The 19,516-nt window shown below is 68.4% G+C and carries 16 protein-coding genes; 12 read left to right on the top strand and 4 right to left on the bottom strand.

The genetic code is table 11. From position 1 onward, the window contains the following. Positions 1–4 precede the first annotated feature (4 nt). Positions 5–454 carry a peptidylprolyl isomerase gene (locus O3139_RS11410; protein ID WP_420022317.1) on the bottom strand — a complete coding sequence of 150 codons (450 nt, stop codon included), beginning with the start codon at positions 452–454 and terminating at the stop codon, positions 5–7. Positions 455–522: 68 nt separating this feature from the next. Between O3139_RS11410 and O3139_RS11405 the strand changes: the two genes are divergently transcribed. Further along, positions 523–1,245, top strand: coding sequence for an RlmE family RNA methyltransferase (locus tag O3139_RS11405; protein ID WP_269514191.1), 723 nt, complete (start codon positions 523–525; stop codon positions 1,243–1,245). 6 nt (positions 1,246–1,251) lie between these two features. Here O3139_RS11405 and O3139_RS11400 read toward each other — a convergent pair whose 3' ends face one another. Next, positions 1,252–1,785: a DUF2061 domain-containing protein gene (locus tag O3139_RS11400; RefSeq protein WP_269514190.1), complete on the bottom strand. Its 534-nt coding sequence runs from the start codon at positions 1,783–1,785 to the stop codon at positions 1,252–1,254. A 139-nt stretch (positions 1,786–1,924) separates the two neighbouring features. Between O3139_RS11400 and guaB the strand changes: the two genes are divergently transcribed. The 9 genes from guaB to O3139_RS11355 all read left to right on the top strand — a co-directional run bounded on the left by guaB (position 1,925) and on the right by O3139_RS11355 (position 12,744). Next, complete coding sequence (gene guaB / locus O3139_RS11395; protein ID WP_269514189.1) at positions 1,925–3,382, top strand: IMP dehydrogenase; 1,458 nt, start codon at positions 1,925–1,927, stop codon at positions 3,380–3,382. A gap of 12 nt (positions 3,383–3,394) precedes the next feature. Then, positions 3,395–3,811: an MAPEG family protein gene (locus O3139_RS11390; RefSeq protein ID WP_269514188.1), complete on the top strand. Its 417-nt coding sequence runs from the start codon at positions 3,395–3,397 to the stop codon at positions 3,809–3,811. A gap of 23 nt (positions 3,812–3,834) precedes the next feature. Next, complete coding sequence (locus O3139_RS11385; RefSeq protein WP_269514187.1) at positions 3,835–5,250, top strand: RsmB/NOP family class I SAM-dependent RNA methyltransferase; 1,416 nt, start codon at positions 3,835–3,837, stop codon at positions 5,248–5,250. Positions 5,251–5,264: 14 nt separating this feature from the next. After that, positions 5,265–5,906, top strand: coding sequence for a 5'-methylthioadenosine/S-adenosylhomocysteine nucleosidase (locus tag O3139_RS11380; RefSeq protein WP_269514186.1), 642 nt, complete (start codon positions 5,265–5,267; stop codon positions 5,904–5,906). Further along, a complete protein-coding gene (gene guaA, locus O3139_RS11375; protein ID WP_269514185.1) occupies positions 5,903–7,456 on the top strand; it encodes a glutamine-hydrolyzing GMP synthase in 1,554 nt (517 codons plus the stop codon). Before O3139_RS11380 ends, guaA begins: the two co-directional genes overlap by 4 nt. A gap of 81 nt (positions 7,457–7,537) precedes the next feature. Next, the gene (locus O3139_RS11370) at positions 7,538–8,644 is read left to right on the top strand and encodes a CaiB/BaiF CoA transferase family protein (RefSeq protein ID WP_269514184.1); all 1,107 of its coding nucleotides are present in this window, start codon (positions 7,538–7,540) and stop codon (positions 8,642–8,644) included. Between the two features lie 80 nt (positions 8,645–8,724). After that, positions 8,725–10,548, top strand: a complete 1,824-nt coding sequence (locus tag O3139_RS11365) for an alpha-amylase family glycosyl hydrolase (RefSeq protein ID WP_269514183.1) — start codon at positions 8,725–8,727, stop codon at positions 10,546–10,548. Next, on the top strand, positions 10,545–11,522 hold the full coding sequence (locus O3139_RS11360) for an ROK family protein (RefSeq protein ID WP_269514182.1): 978 nt from the start codon (positions 10,545–10,547) through the stop codon (positions 11,520–11,522). The genes O3139_RS11365 and O3139_RS11360 overlap by 4 nt, the downstream gene beginning before the upstream one ends. Beyond that, positions 11,497–12,744: an MFS transporter gene (locus O3139_RS11355; RefSeq protein ID WP_269514181.1), complete on the top strand. Its 1,248-nt coding sequence runs from the start codon at positions 11,497–11,499 to the stop codon at positions 12,742–12,744. Before O3139_RS11360 ends, O3139_RS11355 begins: the two co-directional genes overlap by 26 nt. 3 nt (positions 12,745–12,747) lie before the next feature. Here O3139_RS11355 and O3139_RS11350 read toward each other — a convergent pair whose 3' ends face one another. After that, on the bottom strand, positions 12,748–13,770 hold the full coding sequence (locus tag O3139_RS11350; protein ID WP_269514180.1) for a LacI family DNA-binding transcriptional regulator: 1,023 nt from the start codon (positions 13,768–13,770) through the stop codon (positions 12,748–12,750). Positions 13,771–13,893: 123 nt separating this feature from the next. Beyond that, a complete protein-coding gene (locus O3139_RS11345) occupies positions 13,894–16,344 on the bottom strand; it encodes a TonB-dependent siderophore receptor (RefSeq protein WP_269514179.1) in 2,451 nt (816 codons plus the stop codon). 263 nt (positions 16,345–16,607) lie between these two features. On the opposite strand from O3139_RS11345, the gene uxaC reads away from it, so the two are divergent. Next, on the top strand, positions 16,608–18,023 hold the full coding sequence (gene uxaC, locus O3139_RS11340) for a glucuronate isomerase (RefSeq protein WP_269514178.1): 1,416 nt from the start codon (positions 16,608–16,610) through the stop codon (positions 18,021–18,023). After that, positions 18,020–19,477: a mannitol dehydrogenase family protein gene (locus O3139_RS11335; protein ID WP_269514177.1), complete on the top strand. Its 1,458-nt coding sequence runs from the start codon at positions 18,020–18,022 to the stop codon at positions 19,475–19,477. The genes uxaC and O3139_RS11335 overlap by 4 nt, the downstream gene beginning before the upstream one ends. The last annotated feature ends 39 nt before the right edge of the window (positions 19,478–19,516 follow it).

Raw genomic sequence — 19,516 nt, 5'->3', positions numbered from 1 at the left:
CGATCTAGTTGACCGTCGCCTTGACGATCTTGCCCGGGTTGCGGGGCGGTTCGCCCTTGGGCAGGGCGTCGACGTGGTCCATGCCCTCGATCACCTGGCCCCAGACGGTGTACTGGCCGTCGAGGAAGGTGGCGTCGTCGAAGACGATGAAGAACTGGCTGTTGGCGGTGTCCGGCTGGTTCGTGCGGGCCATGGAGCAGATGCCGCGGACGTGCGGCTCGCTGGAGAACTCAGCCTTCAGGTTCGGCTTTTTCGAGCCCGAGGTGCCCGTGCCGGTCGGATCGCCGCCCTGGGCCATGAAGCCGGGGATCACGCGGTGGAAGACCACGCCGTCGTAGAAGCCTTCGCTCGCCAGCTCGGTGATGCGGGTCACGTGGCCGGGCGCGAGGTCGGGGCGCAGCTTGATGACGACATCGCCGGTTTCGAGAGTGAGGGTCAGGGTCTGGTCGGCCATCGGGCGCTCCATGGAGGGAAAGTCGGGGGGTCATAGCCCCTGAGGGCCGTCGGCGCTATGTGGGGGCGATGAACGATGATGAAAAGCCCGCGCCGCCTCCCGAAGCGCGCCGTCGCATGGTCAAGCCGCCTACCGGCGGCACGGCCCAGGGACGCGGCATGGGCACCCAGATCAAGACGGCCGACAAGAAGTCGATGTCCTCGATTCAGTGGATCAAGCGCCAGCTGGCCGATCCCTGGTCGGAAAAGGCCCGCGCCGAGGGCTGGCGCAGTCGGGCGGCCTTCAAGTTCAGCGAGATCGACGACCGGTTCCATCTGGTCCGGAAGGGCTCGCGCGTCGTCGACCTTGGGGCCGCGCCCGGCGGCTGGGTCCAGGTGTGCGTCAATCGCGGAGCCTCGGCGGTGGTCGGGGTGGATCTGCTGCCGATCGAACCGATCCCGGGCTCGACCCTGATCCAGGCCGATTTCACCGATCCCGGCGTGGACCAGCAGCTGATCGAGGCGCTCGGCGGCCCCCCCGACCTGGTGCTGTCGGACATGGCCCACAACACCGTTGGCCATCGCCAGACCGATCACCTGAAGATCATTGCCCTGATCGAGATCGCCTCGGATTTCGCCATCCGCACGCTGCGGCCCGGCGGATCGTTCGTGACCAAGAACTTCCAGGGCGGCGATGCCGGCCGGGTGCTGGCCGAGCTGCGCGCCGCCTTCCAGGAGGTGAAATACGTCAAGCCCGCCGCCAGCCGGAAGGGATCGTCCGAGGTCTATCTGGTGGCGCTGAACCGGAAGTAGCGGGCCTCAGGCCGTCCGGGTCGTCGCCCGCCGGGCTTCGCGGCCGGTCCAGATGCGGTCGTGGATGGCGAAGAACACCATCTGCACGAGGGGCTCGATGACCCCGACCGTCAGGGCGACGCGGATGTCCTGCGTGATCGCGAAGGCCACCGACACCGCCACCACGAAATGCATGATGCCGTAGGTCACGGTCTTCACCGCGATCTTCTTCAGCGAAGGCAGGGCGTGGCTGTGGCCGTGGTGCCCGTGGGCGCGCGCCTGCTCATCGGCGTTCATCAGGTCCAGACGGGCCGTGAAGGCCTCGGCGGTCTCTTCCATGCCGCTACGGCGACGACGGTGTTCGATCCGGTGCCAGATCCGGTCGTGGATGGAATAGGCGATGGTCTGGAAGAAGGGCTCGACCAGGCCGATGGCCAGGGCCATGCGCCAGTCGCGGGTGATGGCGAACGCCACCAGCATGGCCACGACCAGATGCATCATGCCGTAACTGGCGATCTTCAGCGCAAGGCTGCGAACGGATCTGGCGAGTGCGGTGACCATCGGTTCCCAGAATGTTAGCACAGGCTGAAAGTTTCAAGTGCGGCTGACATGACTTTACGCGCATGGCCGGGTCCGGTTGCGTCGCGGTTGACTTCGCGCCTGCGAAAGAGGATAGGCGGCCCGCAAAACGGAGACTCCCATGGAGATTCGCGAAGGGCTCACCTTCGACGATGTTTTGCTCGAACCCGGCCCGTCCGAGGTGATGCCTGCTGAGGCGGACGTCTCGACCCGGCTGACGCGCGACATCCGACTGAACATCCCGCTGACCTCGTCCGCCATGGACACGGTGACCGAAAGCCGTCTGGCCATCGCCATGGCCCAGGCCGGGGGTCTGGGCATCCTCCACCGCAACATGACGGTGCAGGAACAGGCCGATCAGGTCCGCACGGTGAAGCGGTTCGAAAGCGGCATGGTCATCAATCCGGTGACGATCCGCCCGGAGACCACCCTGGGCGAGGTTCGTCAGATCGTCGCCAACCGCAAGATTTCCGGCTTTCCCGTGGTGGATGCGGGCGGCAGGCTGGTCGGCATCCTGACCAACCGCGACATGCGGTTCGACACCGATCCGAACACCCGGGCCGCCGCCCTGATGACCACGGGCGACCTGGTCACCGTGCGCGAGGGGGCCGGACGCGAGGAGGCGCGCGAGCTGCTCCGTACCCGGAAGATCGAACGGGTCATCGTTGTGGACGAGGACTATCGCGCCACCGGCCTGATCACGATGAAGGACATCGAGAAGGCCCAGGCCCATCCCCATGCGGCCAAGGACGAACAGGGCCGGCTGCTGGTCGGGGCGGCCTCGACCGTCGGGGATGCCGGCTTCGAGCGCGCCATGGCGCTGGCGGACGCGGGTTGCGACGTGGTCGTGATCGACACCGCCCACGGTCACTCGGCCCAGGTCTCCCGGGTTGTCGAACGGATCAAGCGCGAGAACAACCGGCTGCAGATCATCGCCGGCAACATCGCCACCTATGACGCGGCGCGGGCGCTGATCGACGCGGGCGCGGATGCGGTGAAGGTCGGGATCGGACCGGGCAGCATCTGCACCACCCGGATCGTGGCCGGGGTGGGCGTGCCCCAGCTGACGGCCATCATGGACGCGGTGCGGGCGGCCCGGGATTCGGGCGCACCGGTCATCGCCGACGGCGGGATCAAATATTCGGGCGACCTGGCCAAGGCCATCGCGGCGGGGGCCTCCGTCGCCATGATGGGCTCGATGTTCGCCGGGACCGACGAGAGCCCCGGCGAGGTGTTCCTGTACCAGGGGCGGTCCTACAAGAGCTATCGCGGCATGGGCTCCGTCGGGGCCATGGGGGCCGGTTCGGCCGACCGCTATTTCCAGAAGGAAGTCGAGGACACCCAGAAGCTGGTGCCCGAGGGCATCGAGGGTCAGACCCCCTACAAGGGACCGATCGCCCCGGTGCTGCACCAGATGGTCGGGGGCCTGCGCGCCGCCATGGGCTATGTCGGAGCGCCCACCATCGCCGAGTTTCAGGACCGCGCGCGGTTCGTGCGGATCACCGGAGCGGGCCTGCGCGAAAGCCATGTCCACGACGTGATGATCACGCGCGAGGCACCGAATTACAGGCAGGGGTGAGCGGAGGTTCGAATGTATGACGCCTGGGTGCTGGTGACGACACCGGAGCTGACCATGCTGGCGGCGACGCTGGTGCTGGCCTTCGTATTGATCTTCCTGCCCGCCGCCGGGCGGACCATGGCCAATGGCCTCGGCTGGAACGCCGGGCCGCGCGACGGCGTGCCGGCCCGGCCGGGCCTCATCACCCAGCGGCTGGAGCGGGCGCAGGCCAATATGTGGGAGACCCTGCCACTGTTCATCGGCGCGGTTCTGATCGCCCATGTGACAGGCGAGGACGGGCCGCTGACCTTCTGGGGGACCCAGGCCTTCTTCTGGGCGCGACTGGTCTATATTCCGCTCTATGCCTTCGGGGTGCCCTTCGTCCGCTCGATCGTCTGGCTGATCGCCATGGGCGGCCTGGTGGCCATCTTCGTCGCCCTTTTCACCTGACCAACCTGAACTGACACCTTGATTTGACCCCCGCCGCCCGTCTCGCCTCCGCCGCCGCCATCATCGACCGCATCAGTGCGGGCAAGGCCCCGGCCGAGGCCGTCCTGAAGACCTGGGGGACCGAGAACCGCTACGCCGGGTCCAAGGACCGCCGGGCCATCGCCGATCAGGTCTACAAGGTGCTGCGCGCGCGCGGTCGGCTGGTCTGGGCCATGGGCGGGCGCGAGGACGGGCGGGCGCTGGTCATCGGGGCGCTGAGCCTGATCGACGGCCTGTCGGTCGAGGCGATCGAGGCGCTGCACTCGGGCGACGGATATGGCCCCAAGCCCCTGTCGAAACAGGAACGGTCGCGGATCAGTATGACGGCCGACGAGGTGCCAGGCTGGGTCGCGGCGGGCCTGCCCGAGTTCGTGGTCGAGGATTTCAGGCACACCTTCGGCGACCGCTGGGCCGAGGAGGCCGCCGGTCTGATGGTGCCGCGCGCGCCGATCGACCTGCGGGTCAACGGGGCCAGGGCGACGGTCGACGAGGTCATGGCCGAACTGCGCGAGGCGGGCCTGTCGCCCGAACGCACCCCCTGGTCGGCCTGGGGCCTGCGCCTGTCGGCCGAGCCGCCGCCGAACGTCCAGGCGCTGGAGGCCTTCAAGGCCGGGCGGATCGAGATCCAGGACGAGGGCAGTCAGGTCGTCTGCTGGCTGGCGGGGGTGGCACCCGGCATGACCGTCGTCGACTATTGCGCCGGGGGCGGGGGCAAGACCCTGGGCCTGGCGATGCAGGGGCTGGCGGACGGTGCCTCGCGCGTCGAGGCCGCGCCGCCTGAGCCGGAGCGCATCTGGACCCCGACCGGCTGGGTCGATGCACCGAAATCGAAGCCGAAAGCGGCAACGGTCGCTCAGGCCGAAGGTCGGCTGATCGCCTGCGACGTGGTGCAGAAGCGGCTGGACAACATCCGCCCCCGGCTGGCCCGCGCGGGCGTCGAGGCCGAGCTGATCCACCTGGGGCCCAACGGCGGCGGGGTCGAGGACATCGTCGGCATCGCCGATGTCGTCTTCGTGGACGCGCCCTGCACCGGGTCGGGCACCTGGCGGCGTCGGCCAGAGGACGCCTGGCGGCTGAAGCCCGAAGACGTCGACCGGATGCATTCGCTGCAGATGGCGATCCTGGCGCGGGCCGCCAAACTGGTGAAGCCGGGCGGGCGGCTGGTCTATGTCACCTGCTCGATGCTGCGGGTCGAGAACGAGGCGACGGTGGATCATTTCGAGGAGGACCACCCCGGGTTTGCGCCGGTCGAGATCGCCGGTGCCCTCTACAGCGCCGCCATGACGGACGCCGCCCGCGAAACCTTGGCCGGACTGGCCCAGGGTCATCGCCTGCGGATGTCGCCGGCGACGACGGACACGGACGGCTTCTTCGTCGCCCTGTACGAGCGGCGGGCGTGAGCGCGGCTTACGACTTGACGCCTTTCGGCCCGCTGACGGCGCTGTGCGTGATGGCGGCGGAGGCGGAGTACGGCCCGGCGTTGCGGGCGCGGATCAGGCCGCTGATCACCGGCGTCGGTCCGGTCGAGGCGGCCGTCCAGACCACGGCGGTCCTGGCCGAACTGGCGCATCAGGGCCGGCTGCCCGATGTCATCATCTGCCTGGGCTCGGCGGGGTCGCAGACGCTGGAGCACGGACGCATCTATTGGGTGGACGAGGTCGGCTATCGCGATATGGACGCCTCGGTGCTGGGGTTCCCGCCCGGCGTGACGCCCTTCCTCGACCAGTCGGCCGTCCTGACCCTGGCCAGCGGCCCGGCGGGCCAGCCCTATGCACGACTGGCGACCGGAGCATCGGTCGTCTCGGGCGAGGCCTATGACGCCATCGACGCCGACATGGTGGACATGGAAACCTATGCCGTCGTCCGCGCCGCTGCCCGGTTCGACGTGCCGGTGCTGGGTCTGCGCGGCATCAGCGACGGCAAGTCCGACCTGACCGGCCTGTCCGACTGGACCGACACCCTGCATGTGATCGACGAGGGTCTGGCGGGGGCGCTGGACCTGCTGAAGGCCGAATTCGAACGTTTGACCGCGCCATTGCCTGAGGAGACCGCATGACTGATCACCAGAAGGTTCTCATCGTCGATTTCGGCAGCCAGGTGACGCAGCTGATCGCGCGGCGTCTGCGCGAGGCCAGCGTCTATTGCGAGATCCATCCTTATGCGAAGGCGGAGGCGGCGCTGGCCGCGCTGAAGCCGGCGGCGATCATCCTGTCGGGCGGCCCCGAGAGCGTGCACGAGGAAGGCAGCCCCCGCGCGCCCCAGGCCGTGTTCGAAGCCGGCGTGCCGGTGCTGGGCATCTGCTATGGCGAGATGACGATGTGCGAACAGCTGGGCGGCAAGGTCGAGGGCGGCCACACCCGCGAGTTCGGCCGCGCGGAGATCACGGTTCAGAAAGCCTCGCCGCTGCTGGCCGGTCTGGCCCCGGTCGGCGAGGACGAGACCGTCTGGATGAGCCACGGCGACAAGATCGTCGCCATCCCCGAGGGCTTCGACGTCGTCGCCACCTCGGCCGGGTCGCCCTATGCCGTGATCGCCGACGAGACCCGCCGCTTCTATGGCGTGCAGTTCCATCCTGAGGTCATGCACACGCCGCGTGGCGCGACCATGCTGAAGAACTTCACCCACGGCATCGCCGGGCTGAAGGGCGACTGGACCATGGCGGCCTATCGCGACGAGAAGATCGCCCAGATCCGCGAACAGGTCGGCTCGGCCAAAGTGATCTGCGGCCTGTCCGGCGGCGTCGACTCGTCCGTGGCCGCCGTCCTGATCCATGAGGCCATCGGCGACCAGCTGACCTGCGTGTTCGTGGACACCGGCCTGCTGCGCAAGGACGAGGCGACCCAGGTCACGACCCTGTTCAGAGAGCACTACAACATCCCCCTGATCCACGTTGATGCGTCGAAGGAATTCCTCGGCGAACTGGCGGGCCAGTCGGATCCCGAGACCAAGCGCAAGATCATCGGCCGCGTCTTCATCGAAGTGTTCGACCGCGAGGCCGGCAAGATCGAGGGGGCGGAATTCCTGGCGCAGGGCACCCTGTATCCCGATGTGATCGAGAGCGTGTCCTCCTCCAGCGGCAAGGCGCACGTCATCAAGAGCCACCACAATGTCGGTGGCCTGCCCGACTATATGAAGCTGAAGCTGGTCGAGCCCCTGCGCGAGCTGTTCAAGGACGAGGTCCGGGCGCTGGGCCGCGAACTGGGCCTGACCGACGCCTTCGTGGGCCGTCACCCTTTCCCCGGACCGGGTCTGGCCATCCGCATCCCCGGCGAGATCACGCCCGAGGCCGTCGAGACCCTGCAGCAGGCCGACGCCATCTATCTGGACGAGATCCGCAAGGCCGGCCTGTACGACAGGATCTGGCAGGCCTTCGCCGTCCTGCTGCCGGTCCGGACGGTCGGTGTGATGGGCGATGCGCGGACCTATGAGAAGGTGCTGGCCCTGCGTGCCGTGACCTCGACCGACGGCATGACGGCGGACTTCTTCGAGTTTCCGTGGGACGTCCTGGGCAAGTGCGCGACCCGGATCGTCAACGAGGTGCGCGGCGTCAACCGCGTCGTCTATGATGTGACGTCCAAGCCGCCTGGCACGATCGAGTGGGAGTAAAGCGCACCACGGCGGGGCTGTCAGACGGCGTGCCCCGAAGCCATGGACGACCGGGTAATCGATCGAAATGAGGCAAATGCGATGATGGCTGGGTCCCGACCTCTTGCCGGTCTGCGCGTCGTCGAGTTCGACGCGATCGGGCCGGTCCCCCTGGCCTGCATGATCCTGGCCGACCTGGGCTGCGAGGTGATCCGCGTCGCGCGCCGGGCGGACGCGGCCAAGGTGTGGGACGACATCGGCGGCACCGTGCTTCATCGCAATCGCGGCCATGTCGAGATGGATCTGAAGAACGCCGACGACAGGGCCGCCGTCCTGGATCTGATTGGCCGGGCCGACGCCGTGATGGAGGGCTTTCGGCCCGGGGTCATGGAGCGGCTGGGTCTCGGGCCGGACGTCTGTCTGGAAGCCAATCCGAAGCTGGCCTTCGTCCGGGTGACCGGCTGGGGCCAGACCGGTCCGCTGGCCCCGACGGCCGGGCATGACATCAACTACATCGGCCTGACCGGCGCCCTTCACGCGATGGGCGAGGCGGATCGACCGCCGGTGCCGCCGCTGAACCTTCTCGGCGACTACGGCGGCGGGGCCATGTTCGCGGTCGTGGGCCTGTTGTCGGCGGTCATGCAGGCCCGCGCGACCGGGCGGGGACAGACGGTGGATGTCGCCATGGTCGAGGGGACTGCGGTCCTGTCCGGACTGTACCACGCCATGATGGCCAGCGGCCTGTGGTCGGACCAGCGCGGCTCGAACCTGATCGACGGCAGCGCGCCCTTCTATCGCTGCTATGCCTGTGCCGACGGGGGGCATGTCGCGGTGGGGGCTCTGGAGCCTCAGTTCTTCGGCCTGCTTCTGGATGGCCTGGGCATCGCGCGCGACCGCTTCTTTCAGCACGACCGCGCGGCCTGGCCCGAGATGACGGCCGTGTTCGAGGCCGCCTTCCTGACCCGCCCCCGCGACGCCTGGGTCGAGGTCTTCGAGGGCACCGACGCCTGTGTGTCGCCGGTGCTGGGCTTCGCCGAGGCGGCAGACCATCCGCACACGCGGGAACGCGGCGTCTTTTCCACCGTGGAGGGGGTGCGCCATCCGATGCCGGCACCCCGTTTTGCCGACAGCGTGGGCGATGTCGCGCCGGCATCGGGTGCCCGCGCCATGGCCGAGGTGCTTGCGGCCTGGACGGTCGCCGTGCCCTGACATCACGACCTGCAATCGATTGCATTTGATGGGAGGAATGCTAGCGTGATCTTCCAGTCCTGATGTTGAACGACACTTGCATGACCCTGACGGCCGAGACCCTTGCCGATCGATCCGCGACGCCGCGCGCTGCGGACACGAACGCACGGATCCTGCGCGCCCGCTTTCGACGCCTGTACGGCGACCATCCGGATTGCGAGGTCATCCTGGCTCGAATCGAGGCCAGCCTGTCGCGCCATCGCGCGGGCCGAAGCGCCGACCTTCTGGCGCTCGATGCGGAGATCCAGGCGCAGCCCCGGGCCCGGTCGGCGTCGGGACAGTCGGTCTACACCTTCTACGTCGACCGGTTCGCCACGGACCTGGCCGGGCTCGCGGCGCGCGCGGACTATCTGGAAGCCCTGGGGGTGAGGTGGCTGCATCCGCTGCCGCTGCTTCGTCCGAGGCCGGGCGACAGCGATGGCGGCTTTGCGGTCCAGGACTATCGCCAGATCGATCCGCGCCTTGGCGACATGGACGGGCTGGAGGCCCTGACGACGGCGATGCGCGGGCGGGGGATCGGGGTGATCCTGGACGTGGTCTGCAACCACACGGCCCGCGAGCACGCCTGGGCCCAGGCGGCGCGGGCGGGCGATCCCCGATACCGCGACTACTACATCACGGTCGAGGATCCGGACGACGTCGCGCGGTGGGAGACGGATCTGATCGACGTCTTTCCCGACACGGCTCCGGGCAGTTTCACGCCGGATGCGGAGATGGGCGGCCATGTCTGGACGACCTTCTATCCGTTTCAGTGGGACCTGAACTACGCCAACCCGGCGGTCTTCGCCGAGATGCTGGACGTCCTGCTGTATCTGACCGGCAAGGGGGTTCAGGGCTTTCGTCTCGACAGCGCACCCTTCCTCTGGAAACGGCCGGGCACCAGCTGCCGCAACCAGCCCGAGGTCTACTGGATCGTCGAGGCCTGGCGGGCGGCCCTGTCCATCGTCGCGCCGTCCGTCGTGCTGATCGCCGAGGCCATCGAGGGGCTGGAGGACGTCCTGCCGTTCTTCGGCGGCGAAGCCCCCGGCTGCGACCTGGCCTACAGCAACGGCGTGATGACGGCGCTCTGGGGGGCTCTGGCCGATGGCGAGGCGGCGATCGCGACAAAGCTGATCGCCGCGGCCGCGGCCAGGCCGGACGGGGCCAACTGGCTGAACTACGTCCGGTGTCACGACGACCTGATCTGGAATGCCCTGGCCGCCTATGCGCCGCCCGAGGACCTGGCACGCTGGTCGCGATTCTATGACGGACAGGGGGGCAGTTTCGCCAACGGACGCGCCTTCCAGACGGCGGCCGGCGGCGTCCCGTCGACCAACGGCATGGCGGCCTCGCTGGTCGGGCTGGAGGACGACCCGACGCCGGACGGGCTGGCGGCGAAGCGGCTGATCCTGCTGTATGCGATCATCCACGGGCTGGACGGCTGGCCCCTGATCTACATGGGTGACGAGATCGGCCTGATGAATGACGAAGCCTATGCCGACGATCCCCTTCGCGCCGTCGATGGCCGCTGGCTGCACCGGCCGACGATGGACTGGAATCGGGCGCAGCTGGGCCGCGCGCAGGGGTCGGTCGGCCAGGGGCTGTTTGGGGCGATGCGACACCTCGGCGACGCCGCGCGTTGGCTGAACGATCTCGGCATCGCCGGCCGGGCCATCCCGGTCCCGGCGGGTGAACCGGCGGTGCTTTCCTTCGCGCGGGAGGCGGGGACCCGGCGGTTCCTGCTGCTGGCCAATATGAGCGACCGGAGCGTGCCGGTGACAGTGCCTCAGGGCTATGCGGAGGCCCGGGATGTTCTGGGGATGGCGGATGATGACGATGGGACCCGGCTGGCCCCCTATGCCGTCCGCTGGCTGGTGACGCCGTGAGCGTGTTCGCGGGCATCGAACTGGGCGGGACCAAGGTCATGGTCGCCTTTGGCACCGGACCCCACGACCTGACCGATCCCGTGCGCATTCCGACCACGACGCCGGAGGAAACCCTCGGCGAGGTCGAGCGCCTGGTCGCGGGCGTCGCGGCACGCGGCGATCTGCAAGCCATCGGCGTGGCGACCTTCGGTCCTGCGCGTCTGGACCGCGCCGCCCCGGACTGGGGCACGATCCTGCCGACGCCGAAGCCGGGGTGGAGTGGTGCCTCGATCGGTCCGCTGCTGCGAGAGGCCTTCGGTGTCCCGGTGGCGTTCGAGACCGATGTGGCGGGCGCGGCGATGGGCGAGGGGCGGTGGGGTGCCGCGCGGGGCCTGAGCGACCACGCCTATGTCACGGTCGGGACGGGGGTCGGGGTGGGCCTGATCGTCAATGGCGCCCCCCTGCACGGCGCGCTCCATCCCGAAGCCGGTCACATCAAGGTGCGCCGCGATCCCTCGCGCGATCCGTTCCCGGGCCTGTGCCCATTCCACGGCGACTGTCTGGAGGGTCTGGTCAGCGGTCCGGCGCTGGCGGCCCGCAGGGGTCGGCCGGGCGAGACACTGGCGGCCGACGACCCCCTCTGGGACCGGGTGGCCGACTATCTGACGCAGGCCATGGCGACGCTGTGCTTCGTCGCGGCCCCCCGGCGGATCGTCATCGGCGGCGGCGTCGGCAGCCACCCGACCGTCCTGGCCGCCATGCGGTCGAGGCTGGGTGGCGAACTGGGCGGATACCTGCCTCATCTGGTCTCGGCCGAGGCCATCGACGCCTTTCTGGTCCCGCCCGCGCTGGGCGACCGGTCCGGTGTCCTCGGGGCCATCGCCCTGGCCCAGGCGCTTCATCACCCATCCCAAACGACCGAGGCCCCGGATGTTCCGGCGAGCCGAGGCACCCCGGAGGAAGACCCCCATGACGGCCATCAGCCCGACGGATAGACCCGGCAACATCGGGGTCATCAAGGCCCTGACCTATATGATGTTCATGATGTTCGCGATGACGACCGACTCGGTCGGCGTGATCATCCCGCGCGTGATCCAGGAGTTCGACCTGGGCATGACGGCGGCCGGGTCGTTTCACTATGCGACCATGAGCGGCATCGCCCTGGCGGGTCTGATGCTGGGGTTTCTGGCCGACAGTCTGGGGCGCAAGCGCGCGATCATCCTGGGGCTCGCCCTGTTCGCGGTGACGGCCTTCCTGTTCGCGGTGGGCCAGAGCTTCGGCTTTTTCGTGATGCTGCTGTTCCTGTCCGGCGCGGCCATCGGGGTGTTCAAGACCGCGGCCCTGGCCCTGATCGGTGACATCTCGACCTCCACCCGGTCCCACACGGCGACGATGAATACGGTCGAGGGTTTCTTCGGCGTCGGGGCCATCGTCGGCCCGGCGGTGGTGGCCGCCCTGCTGGCCTCCGGCGCGTCGTGGAAATGGCTGTATGTCATCGCGGGCGGTCTGGCCGTTGTGCTGATCGCGATGGCCACGGCGGTCCGCTATCCGAGGCCTGTCGTCGGCCAGCAGAAGCCCGCTGACCTGAAGGCCACCCTGGCCATGATGGGCAATCCCTATGCCCTGGCCTTCAGCCTGGGGACGATGCTGTATGTCGGGGTGGAGACGGCCATCTATGTCTGGATGCCGACGCTGCTGGCGGACTATAGCGGCCCGGCGATCCTGATCGCGACCTATGCCCTGTCGATCTTTTTCGTGCTGCGGGCGGCCGGGCGGTTCCTGGGCGCCTGGCTGCTGGGTCGGTTCGCCTGGACCACGGTGCTGGTCGCGTCCAGCCTGGCCATCCTGATCTGTTTCGCCGGTGCCCTGGCGGGCGGGCGAGGGGCGGCGGTCTGGCTGCTGCCCCTGTCGGGCCTGTTCATGTCAGTGATCTATCCGACGCTGAATTCCAAGGGGATCAGCTGCTTTCCGAAGGTGCAGCATGGGGCGGTGGCCGGGGTGATCCTGTTCTTCACCTGCGTCAGCGCGGTGCTGTCGCCCCTGGCCATGGGGGCCGTCAGCGACACCTTCGGCGGGGCGCAGTACGGGTTCGTGCTGGCGACCGGCTTTGCCCTGGTCCTGTTCGTGGCCCTGCTGCTGAACCGGCTGTTCGATCCGTCCGCGGCGCGCCTGGCCGCCAACGACGACCGTGACTATGAGGCCGCCTCCGCCGGGTAGGGATCAGGCGGCCGGGGCCGAATCCCGCACGATCAGCTCCGGCTGCAGCACGACCGAGGCCGCCGCCTCGCCGCCCAGCCGACGCATCAGGAGGTCGACCATGGCCTCGGCCCCCGCGTGCAGGTCCTGGCGCACCGTCGTCAGGGCGGGCGAGGCGTGGATGGCGATCTCCAGGTCGTCATAGCCGACCACGGCCACATCGTCGGGCACGGACACGCCGCGTTCCGTCAGGGCACGGATCGCGCTCATGGCGATGATGTCGGTCGCGGCGACCACGCCATCGATCGTCGCCCCGGCGTCCAGGAACTCGCCGATCGTCTCATAGGCGGTCTGGGGCGTCAGATGGACGGGCAGGACATGGGCGGGCGGCGAGATGCCCATGGCGCGGTGCGCCGCCAGGAAACCCGCATAGCGTTCGCCCAGCTCGGGGAAGTCGGGATTGCCGAAAAAGGCCAGCCGCCGCCGCCCGGCGTCCAGCAGGTGCCGCGTCGCCATCTCTCCGCCCGCGCGGTTGTCCGTCCCGACCGTGCACTGGACCCGCCCCGGGAAGGACGCGCCCCAGACGACCAGCGGCGGGTAGCGCGCGGCGATCACATCGATGGTCTCGATCTGGTCGGACTGGCCGATGACAAGGACGCCGTCGACGCGCCCCGAATCGGTCATCCGGGCCAGCCAGTCGTCGTCTGACGGAATCACCCGCGACAGCAGCAGGTCATAGCCGTGCCGCGTCAGGGCATCGGCGAGATGTCCCAGCAGGGTGATGAAGAAGGGGTCCGATACCGGCTGCCCGATCTCGTGGCCCAGCGGCAGGATGACCGCGATGGCCTGGGTCCGGCCGGTCCGCAGATTGCGTCCGACCACATTGGGCCGATAGCCGTGTTCGCGGGCCAGGGCGGCGATCCGGTCGCGGGTCTCCTGACGGATCAGCGGACTGCCGGCCAGGGCGCGCGACACCGTCGACGTCGACAGGCCTGCGACCCTGGCCAGATCCGCCAGACTTCCGATCTTGGCCGTCTTGTCGTTCATCGTTCCGCTTTGCGGTGTCGCGCGGCCGGGGTCAAACCGCATCGACAAAGAAAAACGCGCGATCCGGACGGGGCCGGATCGCGCGACAGTTTGACCGCAGTCGTGAGGCTGCGTTCAGGAGGTCTAGAAGCGGTAACGCAGGCTGACGCTGGCGGTCCGTCCGTTCAGGGTGCGGGCGCGCAGGATGTTGGTCGTGTTCGGCACGATCGAGCCTTCCTCGCTCTCGGTGACCGCGAACTCGTCGAACACGTTGTTGACGTTCAGCGTCAGGGCCAGGTCGTCCGTCAGGTCATAGCTGGCGAACGGATTGACGATGACATAGCCCGGCAGGACCAGCTGGTTGTCGAACTGGGCGTAGGAATCGGTGGTGCCGACGACATTGGCCCCGACGCGGAAGGCCCCCCAGGTGTAGCTGCCCGTGCCCTGGAACACCCAGTCGGCCTGACGGCGCGGCGTGTTGCCCACATTGGCGGGGTTCAGGCGGTCGGCCGTGATCTCGGCCTTGGTGTAGGTCACCCCGCCCGAGAAATCGAACCCGCTAGAACGATAGAAGGCCTCGACCTCGATGCCCTTGGCCTCATATTCGGCGTCGGTGAAGGTCTGGCTGGTGGCTTCGAAGTTGGTCTCTTCCGTCTTGGCCAGGAAGGCGGTGGCGAACAGCTGGACCGCGCCGTTGCGGTAACGGACACCGGCCTCGTACTGATCGACCATGTCCACGGCGGCGTCGCTGCTGCGGATGTCGCCCGAGGCAAGGATCGCGGGTCCGAACAGCAGGCGGTCGGCATTGGCCCGGCCCCCGCGGCTGGCCCGGCCGAACACGGCGGTGTCAGCGTTCAGCTGGTAGTTGGCCCCGATCGAATAGGACACGTAGTTCCAGTCATAGTCGACCGGCTTGGTGTTGGCATAATCGATCTGGGTGACCAGGGTTTCGGGCCGCTGGATGACGCCGTCGCCCGAGATGTCGCGGGTCGTCACGATGCCGTCGGCGAAGCTGCCGGTCGCCTTGCCGTTGTCGAACCGGATCGAGCCGTCGACGATCAGGTCGCCGCGTTCCCAGCTCAGGGCCGCATAGGGGGCGTCGATCGTGTAGTCGGTGTCGTACGACCGTCGGCAGCAGTTGCCGAAGAACGTCGCGCCATAGCCGACGAGACCGTTCTGGGTCTGCTTGACCCCTGCCGAGTTGAACACATCGACGAGGGCGGCATTGTCGCCCTTCACTTCCAGCAGGAACGAGTTCCACAGCCAGTCCATGTCGATGCTCTGGCTGGAGCGATAGTAGCCGAAGGTCGTCTTCAGGGTGCCGCCGCCCGCCTGGAACTCGCGTTCCAGCTTCAGGTCATTGGCCATGTTGCCGAAATCGTTGATCTCGGTATCGAACAGGACGATCTGCGCCAGCAGGCCGTTGCCGTTGGCATTGGCCGGAACCAGCTGTCCGGCATTGGCCCCGTTGGCATAGCGCGCGGTCGATCCCGCCCCGCCAATGCCGGCGGCGATGCTCGAAACCGAGCCCGTTCCTGCGGTGAAGGGCGAGACGAACCGGCCCGAGGCAGAAGCGATGCGGAAGCGGTCCGTCAGGGTCCAGCCCGAGCCGACGTCGAAGCTGGCTTCAACGCCCGCCGACAGGACTTCGGGGTGCATGCCGTCCTTGATGTCGGAGACGCGCGGACCGTTGTTGCCGTTCAGGCCGGGGCTGACCTGGAACAGGGCCGAATGCAGCGTCTGGGACGACGCATCATAGCCGGACAGGGGACCCCAGTTCGGGTCGCTGTTGGTGCCCGTCACCTGAATCGGGGAGGGGAGATAGCCGATCGCACGGTCGTTCAGATATTTGGCGCTGACCCGCAGATAGCCGTTGGTGAACTCCTTCGTCAGCGAGGCGCGGATCTGGCCGCCGCTCTCGCCCGTATAGCCGGCGTCGCGCGCGCCCTCGCCGGAGCGATAGAAGCCGCCGATCGAGCCGTACAGGTCGTCGGTGATGTGTCCGCCGTACTGGAAGTCGCCGCGGGTGGTGTCGAAGTCGATGCCGCGCGTCAGGGCCAGCGAGCCGCCCTCCTGGCTGCCCGTCTCCGTGATCAGGTTGATGACGCCGCCCGGCGAGTTGGAGGCGAAGGTCGAGGCCGAGCCGCCCCGGACCGCCTGGACGCGGGCGACGGTGGCATCATAGCGGGTGAAGATGTCGGCATTGCCGAAGGCGATGTCGCCGAACTCCAGGATCGGCAGGCCGTCTTCCTGGATCTGGAGGAATTTGGCACCGCCCGTCGAGATCGGCAGGCCGCGCACGGCGATGTTGGCATTGCCTTCACCGCCCGAGGATTCCGAGCGGATGCCCGGGATGCTGCGGAAGATTTCGGCCGTCGAGCGCGGGGCCAGGTCCTCGACCGCCTCGGCGTTCAGTGTCGTGACCGAGACGCTGGAGCGCAGCGTGGTGCTGGAACCGGCGACGGCCGTGACGACGATCTCGTCAAGGTTCGTCGCTTCCTGATCGGTCTGCTGCGACGTCGTGCTCTGTGCGAAGGCGCTGGTGCTCAGCGCGGCCAGCAAGGCGGCGGCGCAGACGGTTCCCGTGCGTTTCATCGTGTCTTCCCCATGTGCCCGGACCTCTCGATCGGGTCCGCAAAGATATGGCTAAGTCAAAATGCAATCGATTGCAACAATCGTTTGCAGCGCCGGGCTGCGGCCGGTTCCGCAAGACCGGATCGCACGCGCGCCCTCGAACGGGACGATCCCCATGCGGCTGAACTGGTCGACTTTCACAACTGGACCATGACACCGGTGTCGAGCTAATCCTCTGGCCGACGGGACGGTATCGTCGTCGCCCCGAACCGGATCGTTCGCCCATGCCCCAGCCTCTGCACCTGCATCCCGATCGGCTGTTTCCGGCCGATGCTGACACACGCGCCGTCGCGCGTCGCCTGCATGCCGCAATCGCCGATCTTCCGATCGTCAGCCCCCACGGCCATACCGACCCCGCCTGGTTCGCCACCAATGCGCCCTGGGCTGATCCGGCGGAGCTGCTGATCACGCCCGACCACTATGTCTTTCGCATGCTGTTCAGCCAGGGCGTGCCGCTGGAGGATCTGGGCGTGCCGCGCGCGGACGGCGGCCCGGTGGAGACCGACCCCCGCGCCATCTGGCGGCGATTCGCCGAGCGGTATCACCTGTTCCGGGGCACGCCGTCGCGGATGTGGCATGACTGGGTCTACACCCAGGCCTTCGGGCTCGACGTCCGCCTGTCGGCCGAGACGGCGGATCACTATTTCGATGTCATCGACGCGGCGCTGAAGACCGACGCCTTCCGGCCCCGCGCCCTGTTCGAGCGCTACAATATCGAACTGATCGCCACGACCGAGAGCCCGCTGGATCCGCTGAGCCATCATGCCGCGATCCAGGCCTCCGGCTGGAAGGGCAGGGTGGTCACCGCCTTCCGACCGGACCCGGTGCTGGATCCGGACTTCGAAGGGTTTCACGCCAATCTGGACGAACTGGGCCGGATCACCGGCGAGGACACCCGGACGTGGGACGGCTACCTCGCTGCGCTGCGCAACCGCCGCGCCTTTTTCGCCGCCCACGGCGCGACCTCGACCGACCACGGCCACCCGACGGCCTTTACCGCCGACCTGGCCGATGCCGACATCCGCGCCCTGTTCGCCCAGGTCGTGGCCGGTCCGGTGACGCCCTGCGAGGCCGAGCTGTTCCGCGGCCACATGCTGACCGAAATGGCGGCGATGAGCCTGGACGACGGGCTGGTCATGCAGATCCACCCCGGCAGCTTCCGGAATCACAACGCCGCCGTCTTCGCCCGCTTCGGCCGCGACAAGGGGGCCGACATCCCGACGCAGACCGACTATGTCCGCGCGCTGAAACCGCTGCTGGACCGGTTCGGCTCCGAGCCCGGCCTGACCATCATCGTCTTCACCCTGGACGAGACGGCCTACAGCCGCGAACTGGCCCCTCTGGCCGGTCACTATCCGGCCCTGCGGCTGGGCCCGCCCTGGTGGTTCCACGACAGCCCCGAGGGCATGAGGCGGTTCCGCGAACAGGCCACCGAGACGGCCGGCTTCTACAACACCGTCGGCTTCAACGACGACACCCGCGCCTTCCTGTCGATCCCGGCGCGCCATGACGTGGCCCGGCGCATGGACTGCGGTCATCTGGCCCAGCTGGTGGTCGAGCACCGGCTGGAGGAGGACGAGGCGCACGAGGTCGCCCACGCCCTGACCTACGGCCTGGTCAAGGCGGCCTACAGGCTGTGACGCGGCTGTCCGAAGCGACGCTCGCCGGTCTGCCGGGCGCGATCGAACGCCCGGGGTACGACCGGGCCGGGGTCAGAGTCGGCGTGGTCCATCTGGGGATCGGGGCCTTTCACCGGGCGCACCAGTCGGTGGTGTTCGACGACGCGCTGAGGTCCGGGGATCTGCGCTGGGGCGTGCTGGGCGTCTCGCTGCGGTCGGCAGGCGTGCGCGACCAGTTGCAGCCGCAGGACGGCCTGTACTGCGTGCTGGTGCATGACGGCGATGGGCAGACGGCGCGCGTCATCGGCGCGGTCCAGGGTGTCCTCGTCGCGCCGGAAGACCCCGCCGCGGTGGTTCAGGCCATGGCTTCGCCCGAGGTCCACATCGTCACCCTGACCGTGACCGAGAAGGGCTACCGGCTGGACCCGGCGACCGGGGCGCTGATCGATACGGACCCCGACGTGGCCGCCGATATCGCGGACATCGGTACACCGAGGACCGCGCCCGGCTTTCTGGTCGCGGCCCTGGCCGAGCGCAGGCGACGGGGAATTGCGCCCTTCACGGTCGTCTCCTGCGACAACCTTCCGCACAATGGCGCGCGTGTGCGGGCGGCCGTCCTCGATCTGGCCGGGCGGATCGATGCCGGTCTGGCGGCCTGGATCGCGACCGAGGCGGCCTTTCCTTCCACGATGGTGGACCGGATCGTGCCGGCGACGACGTCGGACGACGTCGCGGACCTGGCCGCGTCCACCGGGGTCGAGGACCAGGGCATGGTCAAGACCGAGCCGTTCACCCAATGGGTGATCGAAGACCGGTTCTGTGGTCCGCGCCCGGACTTCGCCAGGCTGGGCGTGCAGCTGACGGGCGCTGTCGCCCCCTGGGAAGATGCCAAGCTACGGCTTCTGAACGGGGCCCATTCGTCGATCGCCTATCTGGGCGGGCTGGCCGGGCATGCGTTCGTGCATCAGGTCGTGGCCGATCCTGTGTTCGCCGCCTTCGTCGAACGGCTGTGGGACGAGGCGCAGACGACCCTGAACCCGCCGACCGGGCTGAACATCGCCGACTATCGCCGGGACCTGATGGCGCGTTTCGGCAATCCCGCATTGCAGCACCGTACCCGCCAGATCGCCATGGACGGGTCACAGAAGCTGCCTCAGCGCCTGCTGGCCACGATCGCGGACCGGCTGGCCGCAGGGCTGGGGGTCGAAGCGCTTTCGTCGGGCGTAGCGGGATGGATCCGCTGGCAGGGCGGCGTGACCGAAACGGGCGAGACCTTTGCCGTCGACGATCCCCTGGCGGGTGATCTGGCGGTTGCGCTGGCGCGTGCGTCATCGCCTCGCGGACGGGTCGAGGCCATAGCAGCGCTGTCCGGCATCGTTCCCGCAGCGCTGGCTGCTGACGAACGCTTCATCGCCGGTGTCAGCGACATCCTGGCCCTGATCGAATCCCGGGGCGTCCGCGCCGCTCTGGGCTGAGCGCAAGAAAAAGGCCGCGTCCCTTTCGAGACGCGGCCC

It is taken from the genome of Brevundimonas subvibrioides (assembly GCF_027271155.1).
In the GTDB taxonomy this organism is placed as follows: domain Bacteria; phylum Pseudomonadota; class Alphaproteobacteria; order Caulobacterales; family Caulobacteraceae; genus Brevundimonas; species Brevundimonas subvibrioides_D.
Note: the sequence above shows the minus strand (reverse complement) of the source record. Positions and strands in the feature narration are given on the sequence as shown.

What these genes read in the sequence shown, in the direction of transcription:
- O3139_RS11350 (WP_269514180.1), bottom strand. Translation starts at nt 13,770, where the DNA reads ATGAACGACAAGACGGCCAAGATCGGAAGTCTGGCGGATCTGGCCAGG.
- O3139_RS11405 (WP_269514191.1), top strand. Translation starts at nt 523, where the DNA reads ATGAACGATGATGAAAAGCCCGCGCCGCCTCCCGAAGCGCGCCGTCGC.
- O3139_RS11345 (WP_269514179.1), bottom strand. Translation starts at nt 16,344, where the DNA reads ATGAAACGCACGGGAACCGTCTGCGCCGCCGCCTTGCTGGCCGCGCTG.
- O3139_RS11390 (WP_269514188.1), top strand. Translation starts at nt 3,395, where the DNA reads ATGTATGACGCCTGGGTGCTGGTGACGACACCGGAGCTGACCATGCTG.
- O3139_RS11400 (WP_269514190.1), bottom strand. Translation starts at nt 1,785, where the DNA reads ATGGTCACCGCACTCGCCAGATCCGTTCGCAGCCTTGCGCTGAAGATC.
- guaB (WP_269514189.1), top strand. Translation starts at nt 1,925, where the DNA reads ATGGAGATTCGCGAAGGGCTCACCTTCGACGATGTTTTGCTCGAACCC.
- O3139_RS11410 (WP_420022317.1), bottom strand. Translation starts at nt 454, where the DNA reads ATGGCCGACCAGACCCTGACCCTCACTCTCGAAACCGGCGATGTCGTC.
- O3139_RS11355 (WP_269514181.1), top strand. Translation starts at nt 11,497, where the DNA reads ATGACGGCCATCAGCCCGACGGATAGACCCGGCAACATCGGGGTCATC.
- O3139_RS11370 (WP_269514184.1), top strand. Translation starts at nt 7,538, where the DNA reads ATGATGGCTGGGTCCCGACCTCTTGCCGGTCTGCGCGTCGTCGAGTTC.
- uxaC (WP_269514178.1), top strand. Translation starts at nt 16,608, where the DNA reads ATGCCCCAGCCTCTGCACCTGCATCCCGATCGGCTGTTTCCGGCCGAT.
- guaA (WP_269514185.1), top strand. Translation starts at nt 5,903, where the DNA reads ATGACTGATCACCAGAAGGTTCTCATCGTCGATTTCGGCAGCCAGGTG.
- O3139_RS11365 (WP_269514183.1), top strand. Translation starts at nt 8,725, where the DNA reads ATGACCCTGACGGCCGAGACCCTTGCCGATCGATCCGCGACGCCGCGC.